General features: G+C 48.0%; 16 protein-coding genes, 1 tRNA gene and 1 other RNA gene. All 18 read right to left on the bottom strand.

The features are described from left to right. Positions 1-25 precede the first annotated feature (25 nt). A complete protein-coding gene (locus BUA14_RS10100; RefSeq protein ID WP_072772491.1) occupies positions 26-1,264 on the bottom strand; it encodes a Ger(x)C family spore germination protein in 1,239 nt (412 codons plus the stop codon). Continuing rightward, the gene (locus BUA14_RS10095) at positions 1,231-2,343 is read right to left on the bottom strand and encodes a GerAB/ArcD/ProY family transporter (RefSeq protein ID WP_072772490.1); all 1,113 of its coding nucleotides are present in this window, start codon (positions 2,341-2,343) and stop codon (positions 1,231-1,233) included. The genes BUA14_RS10100 and BUA14_RS10095 overlap by 34 nt, the downstream gene beginning before the upstream one ends. Continuing rightward, positions 2,344-3,894: a spore germination protein gene (locus tag BUA14_RS10090; protein WP_178371674.1), complete on the bottom strand. Its 1,551-nt coding sequence runs from the start codon at positions 3,892-3,894 to the stop codon at positions 2,344-2,346. Between the two features lie 218 nt (positions 3,895-4,112). Then, positions 4,113-4,595, bottom strand: a complete 483-nt coding sequence (locus tag BUA14_RS10085; protein ID WP_072772488.1) for a demethoxyubiquinone hydroxylase family protein — start codon at positions 4,593-4,595, stop codon at positions 4,113-4,115. Positions 4,596-4,747: 152 nt separating this feature from the next. Next, positions 4,748-8,278, bottom strand: a complete 3,531-nt coding sequence (gene nifJ, locus BUA14_RS10080) for a pyruvate:ferredoxin (flavodoxin) oxidoreductase (RefSeq protein ID WP_072772487.1) — start codon at positions 8,276-8,278, stop codon at positions 4,748-4,750. Between the two features lie 456 nt (positions 8,279-8,734). Further along, positions 8,735-8,989 carry a pro-sigmaK processing inhibitor BofA family protein gene (locus BUA14_RS10075; RefSeq protein ID WP_005815033.1) on the bottom strand — a complete coding sequence of 85 codons (255 nt, stop codon included), beginning with the start codon at positions 8,987-8,989 and terminating at the stop codon, positions 8,735-8,737. 90 nt (positions 8,990-9,079) lie between these two features. Next, positions 9,080-9,676, bottom strand: a complete 597-nt coding sequence (recR, locus tag BUA14_RS10070) for a recombination mediator RecR (protein WP_072772486.1) — start codon at positions 9,674-9,676, stop codon at positions 9,080-9,082. A 10-nt stretch (positions 9,677-9,686) separates the two neighbouring features. Further along, positions 9,687-10,019, bottom strand: a complete 333-nt coding sequence (locus BUA14_RS10065) for a YbaB/EbfC family nucleoid-associated protein (protein ID WP_005815036.1) — start codon at positions 10,017-10,019, stop codon at positions 9,687-9,689. A 22-nt stretch (positions 10,020-10,041) separates the two neighbouring features. Further along, positions 10,042-11,706, bottom strand: a complete 1,665-nt coding sequence (dnaX, locus tag BUA14_RS10060; RefSeq protein WP_072772485.1) for a DNA polymerase III subunit gamma/tau — start codon at positions 11,704-11,706, stop codon at positions 10,042-10,044. Between the two features lie 123 nt (positions 11,707-11,829). Then, an RNA gene (gene ffs, locus BUA14_RS10055) (signal recognition particle sRNA large type) lies at positions 11,830-12,092 on the bottom strand. A gap of 73 nt (positions 12,093-12,165) precedes the next feature. Next, positions 12,166-12,255: transfer RNA gene (locus tag BUA14_RS10050), tRNA-Ser, on the bottom strand. Between the two features lie 90 nt (positions 12,256-12,345). Beyond that, positions 12,346-12,516: an aspartyl-phosphate phosphatase Spo0E family protein gene (locus BUA14_RS10045; RefSeq protein ID WP_072772484.1), complete on the bottom strand. Its 171-nt coding sequence runs from the start codon at positions 12,514-12,516 to the stop codon at positions 12,346-12,348. Between the two features lie 107 nt (positions 12,517-12,623). Then, the gene (locus BUA14_RS10040) at positions 12,624-13,538 is read right to left on the bottom strand and encodes a TIGR03943 family putative permease subunit (protein ID WP_072772483.1); all 915 of its coding nucleotides are present in this window, start codon (positions 13,536-13,538) and stop codon (positions 12,624-12,626) included. 1 nt (position 13,539) lies between these two features. After that, the gene (locus BUA14_RS10035) at positions 13,540-15,114 is read right to left on the bottom strand and encodes a permease (protein ID WP_072772482.1); all 1,575 of its coding nucleotides are present in this window, start codon (positions 15,112-15,114) and stop codon (positions 13,540-13,542) included. Between the two features lie 4 nt (positions 15,115-15,118). Further along, positions 15,119-16,129 (bottom strand): CobW family GTP-binding protein, encoded by a 1,011-nt coding sequence (locus BUA14_RS10030; protein ID WP_072772481.1) that lies wholly within the window; start codon positions 16,127-16,129, stop codon positions 15,119-15,121. Between the two features lie 85 nt (positions 16,130-16,214). Beyond that, entirely contained in the window at positions 16,215-16,628 is a 414-nt protein-coding gene (locus BUA14_RS10025) for a Fur family transcriptional regulator (RefSeq protein WP_178371668.1), read from the bottom strand. A 46-nt stretch (positions 16,629-16,674) separates the two neighbouring features. Beyond that, positions 16,675-17,508: a metal ABC transporter permease gene (locus BUA14_RS10020; RefSeq protein ID WP_072772480.1), complete on the bottom strand. Its 834-nt coding sequence runs from the start codon at positions 17,506-17,508 to the stop codon at positions 16,675-16,677. Then, positions 17,480-18,256 (bottom strand): metal ABC transporter ATP-binding protein, encoded by a 777-nt coding sequence (locus tag BUA14_RS10015; protein ID WP_072772479.1) that lies wholly within the window; start codon positions 18,254-18,256, stop codon positions 17,480-17,482. The genes BUA14_RS10020 and BUA14_RS10015 overlap by 29 nt, the downstream gene beginning before the upstream one ends. Positions 18,257-18,258 lie beyond the last annotated feature (2 nt).

Below are 18,258 nucleotides of genomic sequence, written 5' to 3'. Positions count from 1 at the left end.
TATCATAATATTTCCATTGAAGCACCTATTGAAGAGTATGGGAGCCACCCTTCGCCCCATTTTCCTGAGGACTTACCGGTGAGTTGCGGGCCAGCCCTGAATGTTCAATTTTAACGTTGATATCATAAGCTACCGGAATATCTTTGATCCCCTGGGGCCAGTTCTCTTTGATTTCCCGCCAATACTTGGGGTTTTTAATTTCAATTTTTCGCCCAATCCCTATAAAATCCAGCCCCTGCTCCCTGCTTTTGGCTACTGCCGCTTCGCATTCTTCCTGAATCGCCTGCGCCATTAGAGGCTTTAATTCTTCGATAAATTGCTTCCAACCGCGGATATCTACTTGCTCCTCCTTACCCAGGATTTCATTGATAGAAACCGCAGCCTTAATATTGAAGCGAATCCCTATGTTGCCCTCGATGTTTTCCACCTTATATTTTGTCTTAGAGCTCAATACCCAAGCCGTTACTTTGAGACCTCCATCTTCCTTGTGAAGAATCCGGCTCTCAATCTCGTCATCCAGCCAGAGGCAACCCTTTGTTTCCTGGTCGCTAAGAGACGCAACACATTTCCCGCCTTCAAACACTGCCGATTCATGAATCAGAATTTCCTGGGCTTCTTGATCAGCATAGAATAATCCATGTTCCCCTGATCGGATGCTCTCCACCCTGGGAATGATCGGATTCTGGCTTTCTCTCCCTAAAACCGTCAGGTAGTGCCCTAAACGGGTTACAGGAAAAGCCGACTGCCCTTTTTGACCTTCGATGGTATTGAATAAACTTAAGCTGGGAATCTGCCTTGTGCGCAACTCTGTATTCAGGATTTCCCTAGCTTGTCCTTTGGCCACGAGCAGATAAATCGTCCGTCGAAATTCATAAAAGCGCTGGAAATAATCCAAAGCCTCATTGATCCCCTCTTCAGCAAGGTCTTCACCAAGTACGACGACCCGCACCGTTCCTGCAAAAGGCTGTTTGTCAAACGCTTCCGCCACCCGTTCCGTAATTGCGGCAAGACTTTTGGTTTCTATACTGATGGTCCAATTCTCAAGCTCTGCGGCTCCACCTCCGCTTGCTTTAGGCTTAGCCATCTGCATGGTGACGAGATAGGTTCCCTCTTCTTTCCCCTTATCGATCCCCATCCCCAGCATATAGGCTAATTCATTGATCTCACGCTTTCCACCACACCCCCCCATGAACAGAATACCGATAATAAGCAGCAGCACGATAGGGAGCCTTAATTTGAAGAATTTTTTTTGCGGCGTTTCCATCGCTCCACCCCCCATATCCATACTACCCATAAAACCGTGAAGGGGAGAATAAAATAGTCATCCATTAACCCTATCTCCACTACCACATTGATGCCTGTTAACGTATACAAAGGGATCAGCACATAAATAATTCCTACAATAACACTCATTTTAACACCTGCTTTGCGACTTTTTATGCCGAAAACAGCTTGCAGACCCCATATCCCTGCAAACAACAGGGCTGTGATCTTTAAAGTTAACGCCCCTGTCCAGATCAGAGTGAAAATCACCTCAACTCCGGATATGGTCCGGGAAATCTCAATCATATTCCCAAGTACCAAAATGGCATAGGTAAGACGGGAGGTTTCAAAAGGACCAAAGGTCATGATTTGAATAAGAATCATCAGGGTGCTTAATAAAATAACTATGGAAAAAGCTTTAAGTATCCCTCTTTTTAATACCTTTAAATCTTTTGCTTTGCGTGGCAAGAAGGGCAGCAATCCCCCTAAAAAGAGAATATATTCCATAGGCCAAGGCGCTACCTTCCACATAGCATTAAGCACCGGTTTGACTCCATTATCTAACAAGGGAAAAAGCTCCCCTCTCTCAAAGCGGGGAATGCTGAATAAGGCTATAAAAACCAATGATAAACAGATAATAGGAAAAATAACTTCTGAAAAGCGACTTAATACTTCTACCCCACTGAAGTACAGATAGGCAACAATAACGAAGCTCCCTAAAACCAAGATATATTGAGGCATCAGAGGGAGAACACTTCGATTATACATATCCACTCCCTGACCCAATAAGATGGCCCCGAAATAGAGCGTAATCCCACTATATAAAAGCCCCATTCCCTTGCCAAGCCACTTCCCCAGTACTTTTTCCGATATTTCGATCAGATTCATACCGGGGTACCGAGGCATTAGAGAAAATATCATGAAAGCCAGGGGGATTCCCAAGGCAAACCCGGGCAGGATGGCCATCCAGCCATCCCTTCCCGCTGTTCCAGCCAGCACTGACCCGGCAACCATATAGGTTGTCCCCAGGAGGACTGCCGTGCTTAATATCGTGAACTGATGGGTGGATATGCGTTCCACTTATTTTTTCCTCCCTGACTTTGTGTCATGAACATCTACTAAATCCGGTATCTCCCTGGAAGCCCACCATGGTGCTCTGACGAAAGTATCCTGAAGAAAGGCACGGATTCTTAAAGGGGCAATAGGGCTGAGGTAAGGAGTGCCAAAAGAACGCAGAGCCAGCAAATGAATTATACAAAGGTAGAGCCCAACTGCCAAGCCGAAAAAGCCCATGGTTCCCGCCAGAATCATCAGGGGCAGACGAATCAAACGGATGGCAATGGCCAGATCGTAGTAAGGAATCGTATAGCCGGATACCGCCGTAAGACCGATGACAATCACCATAATCGGGCTGATCAAACCGGCGCTGACAGCCGCATCCCCTATGATCAAAGCTCCCACGATCCCAATGGTCTGTCCGATAGGCTTGGGGAGCCGCAGCCCGCCCTCCTGGAGGATCTCCAGGGCAAGCAGCATTAGTAGTGCCTCTCCAAGAGCTGAGAAGGGAACCGCTTCCCGATTGGCTGCAAGACTTAAGACCAGGGTAGTAGGCATTAACTCCTGATGAAAGGTGGTCACGGCAATATACAGGCTAGGGGCCAAAAGGGCTATAAATGCCCCCCAATAGCGTATTGTGCGCACAATAACGACAATCATCGCTCTTTGATAATAGTCGTCATTGACCTGCATAAACATGGGCAAGGTAACCGGCACGATCAAGGCCGACGGAGTGCCATCCACCATAATGGCTATTCGTCCCTCCAAAAGGTCGGAGGCCACAATATCGGGCCGCTCCGTATTGGAGACTTGAGGAAAAGGGGAATAAGGATGATCTTCAATCAACTCCTCCAGCATGTCTCCGGAAATCACCGCATCGGTCCGGATGCGGCTCAGTCGCTTAAGCACCTCTCCAACCACGTCCATATCGGCAATACTCTCCACATAGGCAATCACCACATCCGTTTTGGAAAGATCCCCGATTTTCATGGAAACCAGCCGCAGAGATGGATGCTTGATCTTTCTTCTCAGCAGAGAGGTGTTAGTCCGCAGAGTCTCATTGAACCCCTCCTTGGGTCCGCGGATGGAGGATTCGTTCTGGGGAACGCCCACTCCCCGGTCCGACCAGCCGCGGGCACTGATGACAAGGGCCTCCTGGCTTTCCTTAATGAAAAGAACGGCATCACCGGACAGCATTGCATCAATGGCCTCCCCCAAGCGGCCGATCTTCTTCACTTCATTGGTTGGCGTAAAAAGAGTCAGCAAACGATCAATGACATTTTTTAGAGTCATTTCCTGAAAGACCGGATCATCAACGGCCTCAACCATGATTACCCGCAGGATATAAGCATCTAATAAGTCTTTATCGACCAAACCATCGACCACGCCAAGAGAACAGGGTATTTCTTCTTTGCCCCGCAAGGTGAAATCCCGAAAAATAATATCACTGCTTTTGGATAATTCTTCTTTAATCCGCGCAAAAGAAACAGGCTTATCCCATTCTTGATCGATAGGAACCTTATGAACCACACGGATTCTCTTCCGATAAGGACGCTGAGTAAGTTCTTTGATCATGGTGAAAAAACGTTTAGCCAAAACGACCACCCCCTCCTCATGTGCTTATTGTCCTCGAAAAGCTTTTCTCTTATACGCCCATGCCGCATTTGCAGGATTTTCAGCACAGCAAAACATCCCCTTTCCAGGCTAAGCCTACAGAAAAGGAGATAGAATCCTTTCCTAATAGATAAGATTCTATCTCCTCAATTTTGATTTAATCCTGGCCAGGGAAGGAATTATAGTGTCTCGATCTTGTCTTCCATCAAGTTCTCCCTCAGAGTATCGAACAATGCCGTATGCAGATGTTCATCCACAAAATTATGTTTCAGCTGACTACAAAGATCTCCGCTGGGATCCTCTCCCCCTGCCACCAGGTCCTGAACTAATTTCTTATAATCGCTCATAGCTTTTCTTTCCAGCTCCATATTCAGCTGCAGAGCTCTTTCCAGACCGGTTAAAGACATCAGATTGCCCAAGGACATGCCGAGAATGGGAGAAACCACTTCTCCCAGCAGGGTAGGCTTGGCGCCTAAACTCGTAATGCGGGCAGCCACATTATCCACATGGGACTGTTCTATGGCGGCCACTCTCTCAAAGACCTGCCCGGCATAGTGATCTTTAAATTGCTTGCTTTGCACCTTATACAGTTCCACTTGATTGAGCTCCAAGCTGTAGAACCAATTCAGCCTTCGTATCAGGTCTTCCTGGTCCATATCCATCTTCCTTCCCCTGCAGAAACTTTTTTCATGTACAATTTATGGTAGTTTAACTCGGATAAGGAAAAATTATTCCATGTACAGCCGCATAGGCACCTGATTAATACAAAAAGAGCGGGCCAAAGCCCGCTCTTTTATACAATATAGAATGAATCTTATTCGTATTTGTAACTTGCTAAGCGCTTGTAGGAATCCAAGCGGACCTTTGCATATTTCTCGGCACCTTCAAAGAGCTCTTCGGCAGATTCCGGGAAGGTGTTGATCAAGGAGGTGTAACGAACTTCGCCCATGAGGAAGTCACGGAAGGAAGCTGTGGGCTCTTTGGAGTCCAGGGTGAAAGGATTCTTGCCTTGATCTTCGAGATCGGGGTTGAAGCGATAGAGGTGCCAGTAACCGGCTTCAACTGCTTTCTTCGCCTCGGTGACGCTCTTGGACATACCGGACTTCAGGCCATGGTTGATGCAAGGAGCATAAGCGATGATGATGGAAGGTCCTTTGTAAGCTTCTGCCTCTTTCATCGCCTTAATGGTTTGAGCCATATTGGCGCCAAGGGCTACTTGAGCCACATAGATATAGCCATAGCTCATGGCCATCATACCCAGGTCTTTCTTGCGGATCTTCTTACCGGCCGCGGCAAATTTAGCCACAGCAGCGCGGGGGGTAGCCTTGGAAGACTGACCGCCGGTATTGGAGTAAACTTCGGTGTCCATAACCAGAATATTGACGTCGTCACCGGAAGCCAAGACATGATCTAAACCGCCGTAACCGATATCATAAGCCCAACCGTCGCCGCCGACGATCCATTGGGATTTCTTAACAAGATGATCTTTTCTGCCTTTAATATCGGCGATTAAAGCGCTGTCGCCTGCATAGGCATCCAGAGCGGCACGGACCTTAGCGGCTGCAGCTTTGGAAGCATCGGCGTCATCCATGCCAGCGATCCACTCTTGGAACGCTTCCTTCATGTCGGCGCTGATCTCGGTTGCGCAAGCTTCCTCCATCAACAGAGCCAGTTTTTCCCGCTGTTGACGAACGCCAAGATACATACCATAACCAAACTCAGCATTGTCTTCAAAGAGGGAGTTCGCCCAGGTAGGACCTTGTCCCTTAGCATTGACAGTATAAGGTACGGAAGGAGCACTGCCGCCCCAGATGGAGCTGCATCCGGTGGCGTTGGCAATCATCATGCGATCGCCGTAAAGCTGGGTGAGGAGCTTAACATAAGCTGTTTCTCCGCAGCCTGGGCAAGCGCCGTTGAACTCGAGGAGAGGCTGGGCAAATTGGCTGCCCTTAACGGTGGTGATATCAAAACGCTCAGCTTTGTTGGTCACGGTCAAAGCATATTCCCAATTGCCGGCTTGGGCGGCAGTTTGTTCAGCCGCATCCTTCATGACCAAAGCTTTGCCTTTAGCCGGGCATACTTCGGCGCAGTTGCCGCAGCCTGTGCAATCCAGCGGGCTCACTTGAACACGAAGTTGGAGGCCGTCAGCTTCTTTACCGAGGGCTTTCTTGGTCACGAAGCCTTCGGGAGCATTGGCCACCTCTTCTTCATTCAATAAGAAGGGACGAATAGCCGCATGAGGGCATACATAAGAGCATTGGTTACATTGGATACACTTTTCAACATCCCATTCAGGCACGATTACGGCAATACCGCGCTTCTCATAAGCAGTCGTTCCTACGGGAACCGTTCCGTCTTCATGGCCTATAAAAGCACTGACAGGAAGGCTGTCCCCTTCTTGGGCGTTCATAACATTTTGGATTTTGGCCACATACTCGGGAAGATCTGCGGCAGCAGCTGCTTCAGCTTGGGCAGGAGCAGCATCGGCCCAGGAAGCGGGAACCTCAACCTTGACCAGGGAATCGGCGCCGCGATCAATAGCGGCATTGTTCATATCAACAATGTTTTGTCCCTTTTTACCATAAGTTTTGACGACGGATTCCTTCAGATAGCCAAGGGCTTCTTCCACAGGAATAACGTTAGCAAGCTTAAAGAAAGCGGACTGCATAATCATATTAATACGGGAACCTAAACCAATTTCCCGGGCGATGGTCACTGCATCAATGACATAGAGTTTAATATCATTTTTAGCGATGAATTGTTTCATGGAAGCAGGAAGCTTTTCAGCCAATTCTTCAGGCTGCCATTGGCAATTCAGGACGAAGGTGCCGCCTTTCTTCAGACCTTTGGTCAGATCATATTGACCGACATAGGCTTGGTTATGGCAGGCAACATAGTTGGCATCGGCTACATAGTAAGGGGACTTGATTGGTTTTTTACCAAAACGAACGTGGGAAATGGTGATACCACCGGATTTCTTGGAATCGTATTGGAAATAAGCTTGAGCGTACATAGTGGTGTGGTCACCAATAATTTTAATCGCTTGCTTGTTGGCGCCAACGGTACCGTCAGAGCCTAATCCCCAGAATTTACAAGCAATTGTGCCTTCAGGAGCAGTGCTGACGACTTCATCTTCCGCTAAGGATTTGAAGGTAACATCGTCCACGATACCGATGGTGAAGTCATTCTTAGGCTCAGCTTGGGCAAGATTCTTGTAAACAGCCAGTACTTGAGAAGGAGTCGTATCTTTGGAACCTAAACCATAACGTCCGCCCACGATCACAGGCTTGATTTCATGATTGAAGAAGGAATCCTTCACATCGAGATAGAGAGGCTCACCGGTGGAACCGGGTTCTTTGGTCCGGTCAAGAACAGCGATCGCCTTGACTGTCTTAGGCAGAACTTTGAACAGATATTTGGTAGAGAAAGGACGGAAGAGGTGAACCTTAACCACGCCCACTTTTTCACCTTTTGCTACTAAATAATCCACAGTTTCTTCAATGGTATCACAAACAGAACCCATGGCGATGATCACACGCTCAGCATCTTCAGCACCATAGTATTGGAATGGCTGGTATTCACGGCCGGTGATTTTAGCGTATTCGTCCATATAATGAGCCACAATATCAGGAACAGCATCATAATAGCGATTGGATACTTCACGGCCTTGGAAATAGACATCCGGGTTTTGGGCAGTGCCACGCAGAACAGGGCGCTCAGGATTCAAGGCATTATCACGGAAAGCCTGGAGAGCGTCACGATCCAAGAGTTTTGCCACATCATCATAATCGGTTACTTCGATTTTTTGAATTTCATGGGATGTACGGAACCCATCGAAGAAATGAACGAAAGGAACTTTGGCTTTGATGGTGGCTAAATGAGCAATAAAGCCCAGGTCTAAAGCTTCTTGAACATTATGTGAAGACAATTGAGCAAAACCGGTAGCTCTTACGGACATAACATCCTGGTGATCACCGAAAATGGAAAGTGCATGGGTAGCCAAAGCCCGGGCACTGACGTGGAAGACGCTGGGCAGAAGTTCGCCGGCGATTTTATACATATTCGGAATCATTAAGAGCAGACCTTGTGAAGCTGTATAGGTGGTGGTAAGAGCACCAGCCTGGAGGGACCCGTGAACTGCACCGGCAGCTCCTGCTTCAGATTGCATCTCAACAACTTTGACAGGTTGACCGAAGATATTTTTCTTGTTATGGGCAGCCCATTCATCTACCAATTCAGCCATCGTTGAAGAGGGAGTGATCGGGAAGATGGTTGCTACTTCTGTAAACGCATACGACGCCAGAGCAGCAGCTTCGTTACCATCCATTGTCTTCATTTTTGCCATTTGGTACATCCTCCTAAAAGAAAATTTAATAAAAGGGTTAAAAAAGAGATTCTTTTTAAAGAGATTCTTTTTCCACCCAAACCTTGCTTATGTAAAGCAAATGGGTAAAGATGAGAAAAAAGGGGTTAATTCTACATGGCATGATAAGGAAAGACTAACAGGCATCAAAGGGCAGTTTAATCTTTCGGAAATCAAATGATTAAATTTTCGCAAAAATTCTACAAAAACGAGTTGAGGGAACTATTTCGGTAGTTAGACCGAAACGTCCCCTGCAGTCAGTATCAGTATACTCTCGGCTGGATAAATCCGTCAAGACGTAAAATGGAGCTAGATGAATAATTATGTAAAAAAACCGCTATAAACGAAAAGAATCACATTCAAAGGGCCTTTATTCTCTCTCAAAAACCACTTAAATCTTTAAATATAAGTAACACAAAAATCAAGTCTGTTTTTTCATTAAATGCCCAGGACCTGCAGGCCTACCAAAGCTACGACCCCCGGAAAGCCTAAAAGACCTACCAAAGTTATGGTAAATACGTTAATAGGAATACCGAATCCGACAACACTTAATATCAAGTCGAAAATCCACAGGCCCACGATTCCGCCCAGGATATGAATCCCCGCCTTTAAAAAGGTGTTGGGTTGACCTAAGCTGCTCTTAACCACTAAGCCGATCAATAGAACGAATAAGGCCAAAAAAATTAAGGTCATGATAAGCCCTCCTTTACCACTACTAGTCCAAATTATGCAGAAAGTGGACAAAGAAGAACATTATTGACCTTAATTTTTTGAGGATCACCTTTAGATCTGACGACGGCCTTCTAAAGCACGGGCGATGGTAATTTCATCGGCATACTCCAGATCACCGCCCACCGGTAAACCATGGGCAATCCGTGTCACCTTGATTCCCAAAGGCTTTAAGAGCCTGGATAAATACAGTGCCGTAGCTTCTCCTTCTACCGTGGGGTTCATAGCCATGACGACTTCCTCGATTCCTTCCAAACGCCCTAAAAGCTTGGGAATCGTCAGCTGCTCCGGCCCAACCCCTTCCAAAGGAGATATGACACCATGCAGGACATGATAAAGACCTTTAAATTCTCTTGTTTTCTCTAAAGAAACCACATCCCGGGGCTGCTCCACAATGCAGAGCAGGGTACGCTCCCTTTTCTCCCCGGTACAGATCGGACAGGGATCATGATCCGTATAATTACAGCATAGGGAACACTGCCTGATTTCCCGCTGAGCTCTGATCATGGTTTCCGCTAAGTTTTCAGCCACCTGAGGTTGCTGCAACAGATAAAAAGCCAAGCGCCCCGCCGTTTTCGGTCCGATTCCGGGTAAACGGGATAAACTCGTAATCAAATCGGCCAGGGGCTCAGGATAATTTAAAAAATCCATACTTCCTCACTTAGAAGAGACCGGGAATTTTTAAACCATTGGTTAATTTGCCCATTTCCGAGGATACAAGCTCTTCCACCTTGCGCAAGCCTTCGTTGACTGCGGCTTTGACCAGATCCTCCAGCATCTCCACATCATCGGGATCCACAGCCTCCGGTTTAATCTTTAACTCCACCAGTTCATTTTTACCATTAACCACGACCTGAACGGCACCCCCGCCCACTGATGCTTCCACTGTGCGGGTCTTCAGCTCCTCTTGGGCCTTCGCCATTTCTTCCTGAAGCTTCTGAGCTTGCTTGAGCATATTGCCCATATTTCCCATACCGCCGCCTTTAAATGCCATTTCAACTACACTCCTTACACTATTATTCTTCAACAATCAATAAATCCGCCCCAAATAAATCGGCCGCTTTTTTGATCATCGGATTTTCCTTGGCTTTTTCAACTTGTTCTGAATCCTTAGGGTCTTTTCCATATTCATTTTCCAGGAGACTTTGCAACCGATAGGCTTTGCCCAGGATACTTTGGAGAACCTCTTCGATGGTTTCTCGGTTTTCCTTCTGATTGACCTTATCCCGGTGGAAAGATAGACCTTCCTTAAATACGATAACCAGACTATCTCCATCCAATTCAACAGGCTTGCCTTCCATCAAAAAAGCATGGGTGGATTTTTTGCGTTTTCTTACTTGCTCTAAAATATCTCCCCAGCGGCCTTGAACCTGTTCAATGGACAGAGGAGAGGTTTCTCCCCCTTGGAGAATTACCGGTTTATCCTGGAGGGGGGGTAATTCAGGCTTTTTGTGACCCGGCGGCTCTGAGCTTCTCTCCGTAAGCTTTTTGGGTGGTTCTCCTTTGCTTTCCTGGCGGCTCTTCCCTGAAGAAAGATTCTTGATCTCCTCCTCCAATTCCTGCAAGCGTTCCAGAACTTGGGGAGATTCCTTGCTATAACCGGGCTGAGAGTCATAAATCACCTGAACCAAGAGAAGTTCCGCCGCTAAACGGGCATTAGCGGCATATTTTAACTGACTTTCCCCCTGCAGCAAAATCCCTATCCATTGCAAGAGGGTTTTGAGCCCCAGCTTTTGGCATTGGTAAGCCAAATGCTCTCTAAGATGAGGCGCAATCTGAGGAAAGGCTTGAGTTGAAGCATAGAGCAAGGCCTGCCGCAGATAATCCAGCAGCTCGCGGATGATCTGTCTGGGATCCATCCCCTGATTGATGCCTTCCCCTAAACATCCCAAGGCCTTAGCATAGTCACCGGTCAGGAGGTGATCCACAAGCTGGGAGCTGAATTCTTCACCAACCATACCCAGGACCTGATAGACCTGCTCTACTCCCAGTTTCCCATCCAGCAAGAGGCACTGATCCAAAATACTCAAGGCATCTCTCAGCCCACCCTCCGATTTTTGGGCAATAATCTGGAGGGCTTCCGGCTCCACATCCCGGCCGATGGTTTGGCACACCTTATCTAAATGGCTATGAATCTGTTCCAAAGGAATCCGGTGAAATTCAAAGCGTTGCACCCGGGAAAGAATGGTTAAGGGAATTTTATGTACCTCCGTGGTGGCCAGAATAAATACCACCCGCTCAGGAGGTTCCTCCAGGGTTTTGAGAAGGGCGTTGAAAGCTTCGGTGGTTAACATATGAACTTCATCAATAATGTAAACCTTATATTTGCTTTCTCCGGCACTGAGGCGAACCTTATCCCGCAAATCACGGATTTCATCGATACCCCGGTTGGAGGCCGCGTCGATCTCAAAGACCTCCATGGCGCTTCCTTGATCGATGCTCAGACAAAAGTCACATTGATTGCAGGGTTCAACCCCATCCCGGCGCTCACAATTTAAAGCCTTGGCCAAGACCTTTGCCGTAGTGGTTTTACCCGTTCCTCTCGGTCCGCTGAAAAGGTAGGCATGGGCTACTTTGCTCTGCATAAGGGCATTGGTCAGCGTCTTGGTGACATGGTCCTGCCCTACCATATCTTTGAAATTCTTCGGTCTCCATTCGCGGTATAAAGCCAAATAAGCCATTGGGATCCCCCTTCCGCTATACTCCCTCGGAAGTAGATTCTGTGGTCCAGTCCAAGCTGCATGAATGTTGATAGTGGAAAAAAAGATGGTCTTAGACCACCTTTATATGATAAATATTTAAGGCCGTGCACCTTTACTCGAACAGACGCTTCCGGACGAATCCGGGATTCACTGCTCAGCCTAGGCGACCTTCCGGCACACAGAGTTTGCTCCTTAGTGCTGCTTCCGTCAGGACCTGACACGGTTCGAAGTGCTCTGTTGCGCAAGACCCAGACATCATCACAATTAGCCCCGGCCGCTCCACAAACGCTGCCCTTATGCAGGAATTCCACCTCGCTAAAGCGGGTTGCGAGTACAAGGATCCGCTACCTCCCCGTCTAGCACGGCCAAATCAATTATAACAAAATAAAAAGCCAAAGTCGAATGCGAACGAATCCAACTTGGCTAAATTGCATTTTATGGCGGAGAGAGAGGGATTTGAACCCTCGACACAGTTGCCCATGTACTCGCTTTCCAGGCGAGCGCCTTCGACCACTCAGCCACCTCTCCGTGTTCGTCTTGTCAAAAAGACTATGAAATTTGGTGACGAAGCTTATTATAAGCTAACATTCAGGACATGTCAATAAAAGACGAATAAAATCACCAAAAAGACAGCTGTCTGTATTTATTCAAACGCTGATATTGATTCAAAAGGTGATCCAGCTCTTGGCTTAACTCGACAACTCTTGCATCAACTAAGCTGTGTGTCGTTGCATATCGATTTAATTTCTTGCGAAGTGCCTCGATTTTCTTTAATAACCTCTTTTCCACATTAATTCCTCCTGAAATTCCTTTCAAGATGATTTTAATCGATTCACAGGCAAATAACAACGAAATTTAATCCATAATAAGGAAAACAAATGTCGAAAAATTAGAGATTAATAAGGATAAATATAGCCCTCCACAGCCTCTGCCGGTGTAATTTTCGTTACCCTAATCTGGGGTTCATCAGAAAGGACACCATCATACTCATACTGTCCCTGAGTAAGGGTTCCTTCAACCGTCACCCACGACTCTGCCTGCAGCTGGTCAGCCTGATCGTATTTACAGAGTATCCCGGCAGGCGCTAAATCCCCAACACAGCAGGACATCATCAGGCGGGCCGGCACAAATTCATCTTCCTTAAGGAATTCAGGATCTTTGAAAACAAATCCCGTCATAACCACTGTATACCCTTGATATTGCTTCATATTGGTGTACATTTCCGTAATCCACATGCTGAAGTCTTCATGGGCCACGGTGATTTTTTTATTCCCCATATCCAAACCAGGCAGCTCCGAGGAATAGGCACCCACCGGCAACTCGCCAAGGGGTTCCTGGATGATTTCAGCCTGTACCTTATCTTCCGGGGATGAAGCATCCTCTATAGTAATAGACAGGCCGCCAGGAGAACCCGTACCCTCTTCTGCAGAATCCTTCACTGCAGCTTGCTTGGGGAGCATACCCAAAGCGCTTTGGCCGGAACGGTTGAAAAAAGCGCTGCCGCCGATATAATTGCCGGAAAGATTGGACGCGCTGACAGGAGCATGGGGAAGCAACAGCAATACGATGGGGATCACCAACACAAAGCAGTGGGCGGAGCGTAGTTTATGCTGGGGGCGAAACAATCTGCCCAGGGCGGTCAAAGCCCACACACCCATGACGATGGACGTAAAATAAAGATAGGGCTTCAGCCGGGGTGTGACATAAGTAAGATACTTTTCACTGCTTACCAAATAAAAGATCAATCCTCCAAAAGCACAATAGCATAAGAACTCCAGAAAGATCTGAGGATTAAATGCCTTGGCCGGCATGTTACATCCCTCCCCAATTAAAAAACAGAAAGACTAAAACAAAACATATACTCAAGGACGTCAGCAATAATCTGCCGATGAAAGGTTTGGAAAATCCCGAAGAGAGCATCATGACATTTTTTATATCCATCATCGGCCCAAAGACCAGAAAGCCCATAATTGCGCCCATAGGGAACTGATTGGCAAGACTGCGGGCGATAATCGCGTCGGAGGAGGAGCATAGGGAAAGCACGAAGGCCATCACCATCATAATTAAAATGGAAACCGCCAATCCCGCCCCATCCTGGGCCTTGGTAAACAGCCCGGTTCCCATGACCTGAAACAGGGCCGCGATAAAGCTTCCCATCACTAAATATTTGCCGACACCGAAGAATTCCGCTTGGGAATGACGGAGGAACAGACCGGCTTTCCCCTTGAAGGTTGTGATGGACTCAGCATCATCGTAACAGCCGCAGCTGCATAAAAGCCTGTCAAAAGCCCCCCCGGCCAAAACAGAACCCTTGGGCGGCCAGAAACCCATGGTCAGCCCGATCAGGACAGCAGCTACAATACCAAAGAAAATCCGCCCGACCACGATCCCCGTATTGCCACTGAAAGCATAATAGGTGGACACGATCACCACCGGATTGATCACCGGGGTAGCGGTCATAAAGGTGACGGCCACCGGGAGGGGAATCCCCCGGCGAACCAGACTCCGGAAAACGGGAATGGAAGCGCAGTCGCAGACCGGCAGGCAGAAGCCCCCCAGAATGGCCACCAGCATGCCCATGCCAATGGATTTGGGAAAGCGGCGCTCAATAAAGCTTTGGGGGATAAAGACCTGAATGGCGGAGGAAAGCAGTACCCCAATCAATAAAAAAGGGACTGCTTGCAGGATAATCCCCAAGAATACATTGACAATGGTGTTGACCGGGATCTTCGCCCCCTCCAGGACCGGCTTGGCCATGAAGTACAGGGCGCTCATGGCGATAACCATGATCAAAAAAAGATTGACCGGATGCTCCTTCTTCCCGAAAAGCTGTTTATAGAAATCATGATACTCTTTTACCTTATAGAGGGGGACACCGGGATTGATCCCGTTGACGAGGCGCCGAATCCGGCGGTAAGTACCCGCCGAATCCACATTGCGCATCACGACAAAATCGCTGTTGGCAATCTGTTCCGGCAAAGAGGCTCCCGTCCTGCCCAACAGGTTTTCTATGTTCTCCCCATCGGCAATATGCACCATTTTTTGAATTTGGCAGAGGCTCCGCAGGGAGGGATGCAAAAACAACGCCTGCAGCTCTGCAAAGGGAACGACGCCATTCCACTCAATCCAAATCTCATCAAACCGGCGCTCCTCTATGCTGCTGCAGATTCGTTCGACGATTTGCTCGGGCCGCTGCTCTAAAATTTTCTTGGGGACGTTAAGCTTATAGCAATTGAGATGCCGTGCCTGAAACTCCTCTTCACCGGACTCGAACTGGATGACAAAGGTCCTGACATCCCGCCAGCTATACTTGTTCAACAGATTATTCAAAAAGGTCGTCTTGCCGGCATCCAGGAAGCCGGTCACTACATAAACCGGTATCGCCATCCCATCACTCCCCGCTAAAAATGGCGCACAGCTCCTGCCGGTTGAGGTTGCGGCCGATGATGCAGAGCATATCACCCCTGGCCTGGCAGCCTGTAATCCGAATATCCCCGGGGAGATATTGCAGGTTTAAATAACCCTTGGAGCCGCGGACGATCCCTTTAGCCCGCAGGATCGTTCCCTTGGCACTGTTCTCCATTTTCACGACCTTGGCCTTTAAATCTTCAGTATCGAATACCCGCTTTGTCCGGATAGTGACGGTATCAAAGACATCTTCCGCCCGGCTGTTATGTTCACACCCCTCTGGGTGGCCGCAGTCCGCTGCATGGTCATGGCGATGATGGTGATGGTGATGGTGATGGTCATGATGATGATCACCATCATGATTATTGTCATTATGACCATGGCAGCACCGGCCTGTAGACTTGTGGCTCCGGGGATTTAAAAGTTCCGCCGTATTGATTTGAGACCACGGCTTGGTCAGGACCCTTCCGTGAGGGTTCAGCTTTTTGATTATTTTTTCCCCATCCCCTATTTTGGAGGGGAAACTTTCCGTGCGGCTGAACACAACCACATCGGCGTTGCGAATCTGATCTTCGAAAAATTCGCCAAAGTTATCGAGGTGCATTTGGCAGCGTTTCACATCCACCACCGTAATTTTGCCCTGCACTTTGGCATTGAGTACAATACGCGGATCGGAACAAGCTTTCATAACATCGGAAAGCTTGCCGACACCGGAAGGCTCAATAATAATTTTATCAGGGTGAAAACGGAGCAAAAGATCTTTAAGGGCTTTCACGAAATCGCCGGAAAGGCTGCAGCAAATGCACCCGGCACTGATTTCTTTGACTTCCACACCGCCTGATTTAAGCAAGGCCGCATCGACGCTGATCTCACCGAAATCATTTTCGATCAGAACTACTTTTTCCCCCTGGAATGCCTCTTTAAGCATTTTTTGGATTAAGGTGGTTTTGCCTACTCCCAGAAACCCGGAAATAATATAGATTTCTGTCCCCATCGATACCCTCCTCTTATTTTTCTATCTATAAACTATATGCCTGTACACAGGAAATAAGCCTGAAATCAGGTGAGGGTCTGCATTATTATTTAACAGAGCATTCCCGGCAGTAGCCGTACACTTCTAAATTATGGCCCAGCACCCGGAAATCATCATCCTCGATTTTCGGGATAAATTTCTCCATCGGGCAATTATTCATCGTGACAATTTTATGGCAGCCCAAACAGATGGCGTAATGCTTATGCTGAAAACGGTTCAGTTCATAAAGGGCCATCTCATTGTTCAGCACGGCAATTTTAACAACTACGCCTTTCTTGACAAAAAGCTCCAGTATCCGATAAATGGTGGACAGCCAGGGGGCTTCCCCTTCTTTTTCGATCTCGGAACAGATCTCCACAGCACTGAGAGGCTTGGGGGCATGCTCAAGGACAGAAAGTACACTCTCCCGCGGTTTGGTTCTTTTGACACCGGCAGGCCAGTTATTGTTTACTTCTTTCATGATCATCACCTCTTTCAATAACTGCATTAATTATAGAATATACGGGCTACATTTTAAACTCCGTTCGCCTAAGCATGGAAATTATTTGCTTGATAAGCAACATCACGACCAGGCAGAGGACGCCGATCAGGACGATAGTGCCCCCGGGTTTCAACTTCAGGTAATAGGATAGAAACAATCCAGTCACTGTAAAAGCAACCGCAAAGATGACCCCATAAATAACCGTCTGCCGATAACTTTTGCCAACCTGCATGGCGCAAGCCACCGGAACAACCATCATTGAGGAAACGATCAGCGCTCCCACCGTGCGGGCGGCAACGGATACCGTTACCGCCGTCAGTATGGTAAAGATAAAATTGATCACACCCACCGGAATGCCCGCCAGCCGTGCCGCCCTTTCATCCAAGGCAATATAGAATAACTCTTTGTACAAAAGGATGAAAGCAAGCATCACGATACAACTGATGCCTGCCACCAGGATCATTTCAAAATCACTGATCGATACGATGCTTCCAAACAAAAAGCTGTTAAAATTGGCCGCATTTTTGACATGACCGGATAACACCCCGGCCAAACCGATGCCTGCCGACATCACGATGGCGATGGACATCTCTGAGAATTTGGGGATTTTTTTACGGATAAACTCAATGCCCAAAGCAGCGGCGATACAGGCCGTAACCGCACCCAGTATAGGGTTGATTCCCATGATCAGGCCGGCGGCCACACCGGCCAGAGAGGTATGGGACAAGGCATCGCCGATCATGGAGAGGCGCTTCAGGACCACGATGATGCCAATACAGGGAATAATCACGGCCAGCAGAATTCCCACGATAAAAGCCCGGCGCATAAAATCATATTCCAGAATGGCAATCACACTCATATTTTCCTTTTCCCTCCTTCGAAAATTCCTGCCCAGGGTGCTTGTGCTTATGCAAAAGCTCCTCTTCGATCTGCGTTTTCCCCAGTTCCACAAGGGAGCCTTCTTCCAGACAGAGAATCCTTGACACATAATTGGCCGCCCGGCTGATATCATGGGTGACCATCACAATGGTCAGCCCGTTCTCCTGATTAAGTCTCGCCAGCAGCTCATAGAGGGATTGTACGGTTTGGGCATCCACTCCAGTGGTAGGCTCATCAAGAATCATAATTTCCGGGTCGCCGGCCAATACCCTGGCCAGCATAATCCTCTGCTGCTGCCCCCCTGAAAGCTCACCAATCATGCGCTTGGCGTATCCCTCCATACCCACCAGCTCAAGAGCCCGCTGTACTTTATCACGGTGCTCTTTCCCGGGGAACCGGAGCAGCCCGATCTGTGAAAAAAGATTAGCCCTGACAATTTCCTCCGCGGTAGCAGGAAAATTGGCGTTGGAGTGCTGCCCGGCCTGGGGCACATAACCGATTTTCGGCCAGTTCCTGAACCGGCGGCTATCCTGACCGAACAGACGGACAGAGCCTGCATTGGGAACGAGCTCTCCCAGGATAAGCCGCAGCAGGGTGCTTTTGCCGGCACCGTTGGCACCGATGATCGCGGCAAAATCTCCCTTATAAACAGAGAAGCCGATTTTTGAAAAAACCGGCTCATTTCCATAACTGAAACCTAAGTCATCTATTTCTATTATGTTAGACATGC

The sequence above is a fragment of the Desulfitobacterium chlororespirans DSM 11544 genome, from assembly GCF_900143285.1.
GTDB lineage: Bacteria > Bacillota > Desulfitobacteriia > Desulfitobacteriales > Desulfitobacteriaceae > Desulfitobacterium > Desulfitobacterium chlororespirans.
Note: the sequence above shows the minus strand (reverse complement) of the source record. Positions and strands in the feature narration are given on the sequence as shown.

What these genes read in the sequence shown, in the direction of transcription:
- BUA14_RS10100 (WP_072772491.1), bottom strand. Translation starts at nt 1,264, where the DNA reads ATGGAAACGCCGCAAAAAAAATTCTTCAAATTAAGGCTCCCTATCGTG.
- BUA14_RS10090 (WP_178371674.1), bottom strand. Translation starts at nt 3,894, where the DNA reads ATGATCAAAGAACTTACTCAGCGTCCTTATCGGAAGAGAATCCGTGTG.
- BUA14_RS10085 (WP_072772488.1), bottom strand. Translation starts at nt 4,595, where the DNA reads ATGGATATGGACCAGGAAGACCTGATACGAAGGCTGAATTGGTTCTAC.
- nifJ (WP_072772487.1), bottom strand. Translation starts at nt 8,278, where the DNA reads ATGGCAAAAATGAAGACAATGGATGGTAACGAAGCTGCTGCTCTGGCG.
- BUA14_RS10075 (WP_005815033.1), bottom strand. Translation starts at nt 8,989, where the DNA reads ATGACCTTAATTTTTTTGGCCTTATTCGTTCTATTGATCGGCTTAGTG.
- recR (WP_072772486.1), bottom strand. Translation starts at nt 9,676, where the DNA reads ATGGATTTTTTAAATTATCCTGAGCCCCTGGCCGATTTGATTACGAGT.
- BUA14_RS10065 (WP_005815036.1), bottom strand. Translation starts at nt 10,019, where the DNA reads ATGGCATTTAAAGGCGGCGGTATGGGAAATATGGGCAATATGCTCAAG.
- dnaX (WP_072772485.1), bottom strand. Translation starts at nt 11,706, where the DNA reads ATGGCTTATTTGGCTTTATACCGCGAATGGAGACCGAAGAATTTCAAA.
- BUA14_RS10040 (WP_072772483.1), bottom strand. Translation starts at nt 13,538, where the DNA reads ATGCCGGCCAAGGCATTTAATCCTCAGATCTTTCTGGAGTTCTTATGC.
- BUA14_RS10035 (WP_072772482.1), bottom strand. Translation starts at nt 15,114, where the DNA reads ATGGCGATACCGGTTTATGTAGTGACCGGCTTCCTGGATGCCGGCAAG.
- BUA14_RS10030 (WP_072772481.1), bottom strand. Translation starts at nt 16,129, where the DNA reads ATGGGGACAGAAATCTATATTATTTCCGGGTTTCTGGGAGTAGGCAAA.
- BUA14_RS10025 (WP_178371668.1), bottom strand. Translation starts at nt 16,628, where the DNA reads ATGAAAGAAGTAAACAATAACTGGCCTGCCGGTGTCAAAAGAACCAAA.
- BUA14_RS10020 (WP_072772480.1), bottom strand. Translation starts at nt 17,508, where the DNA reads ATGAGTGTGATTGCCATTCTGGAATATGATTTTATGCGCCGGGCTTTT.
- BUA14_RS10015 (WP_072772479.1), bottom strand. Translation starts at nt 18,256, where the DNA reads ATGTCTAACATAATAGAAATAGATGACTTAGGTTTCAGTTATGGAAAT.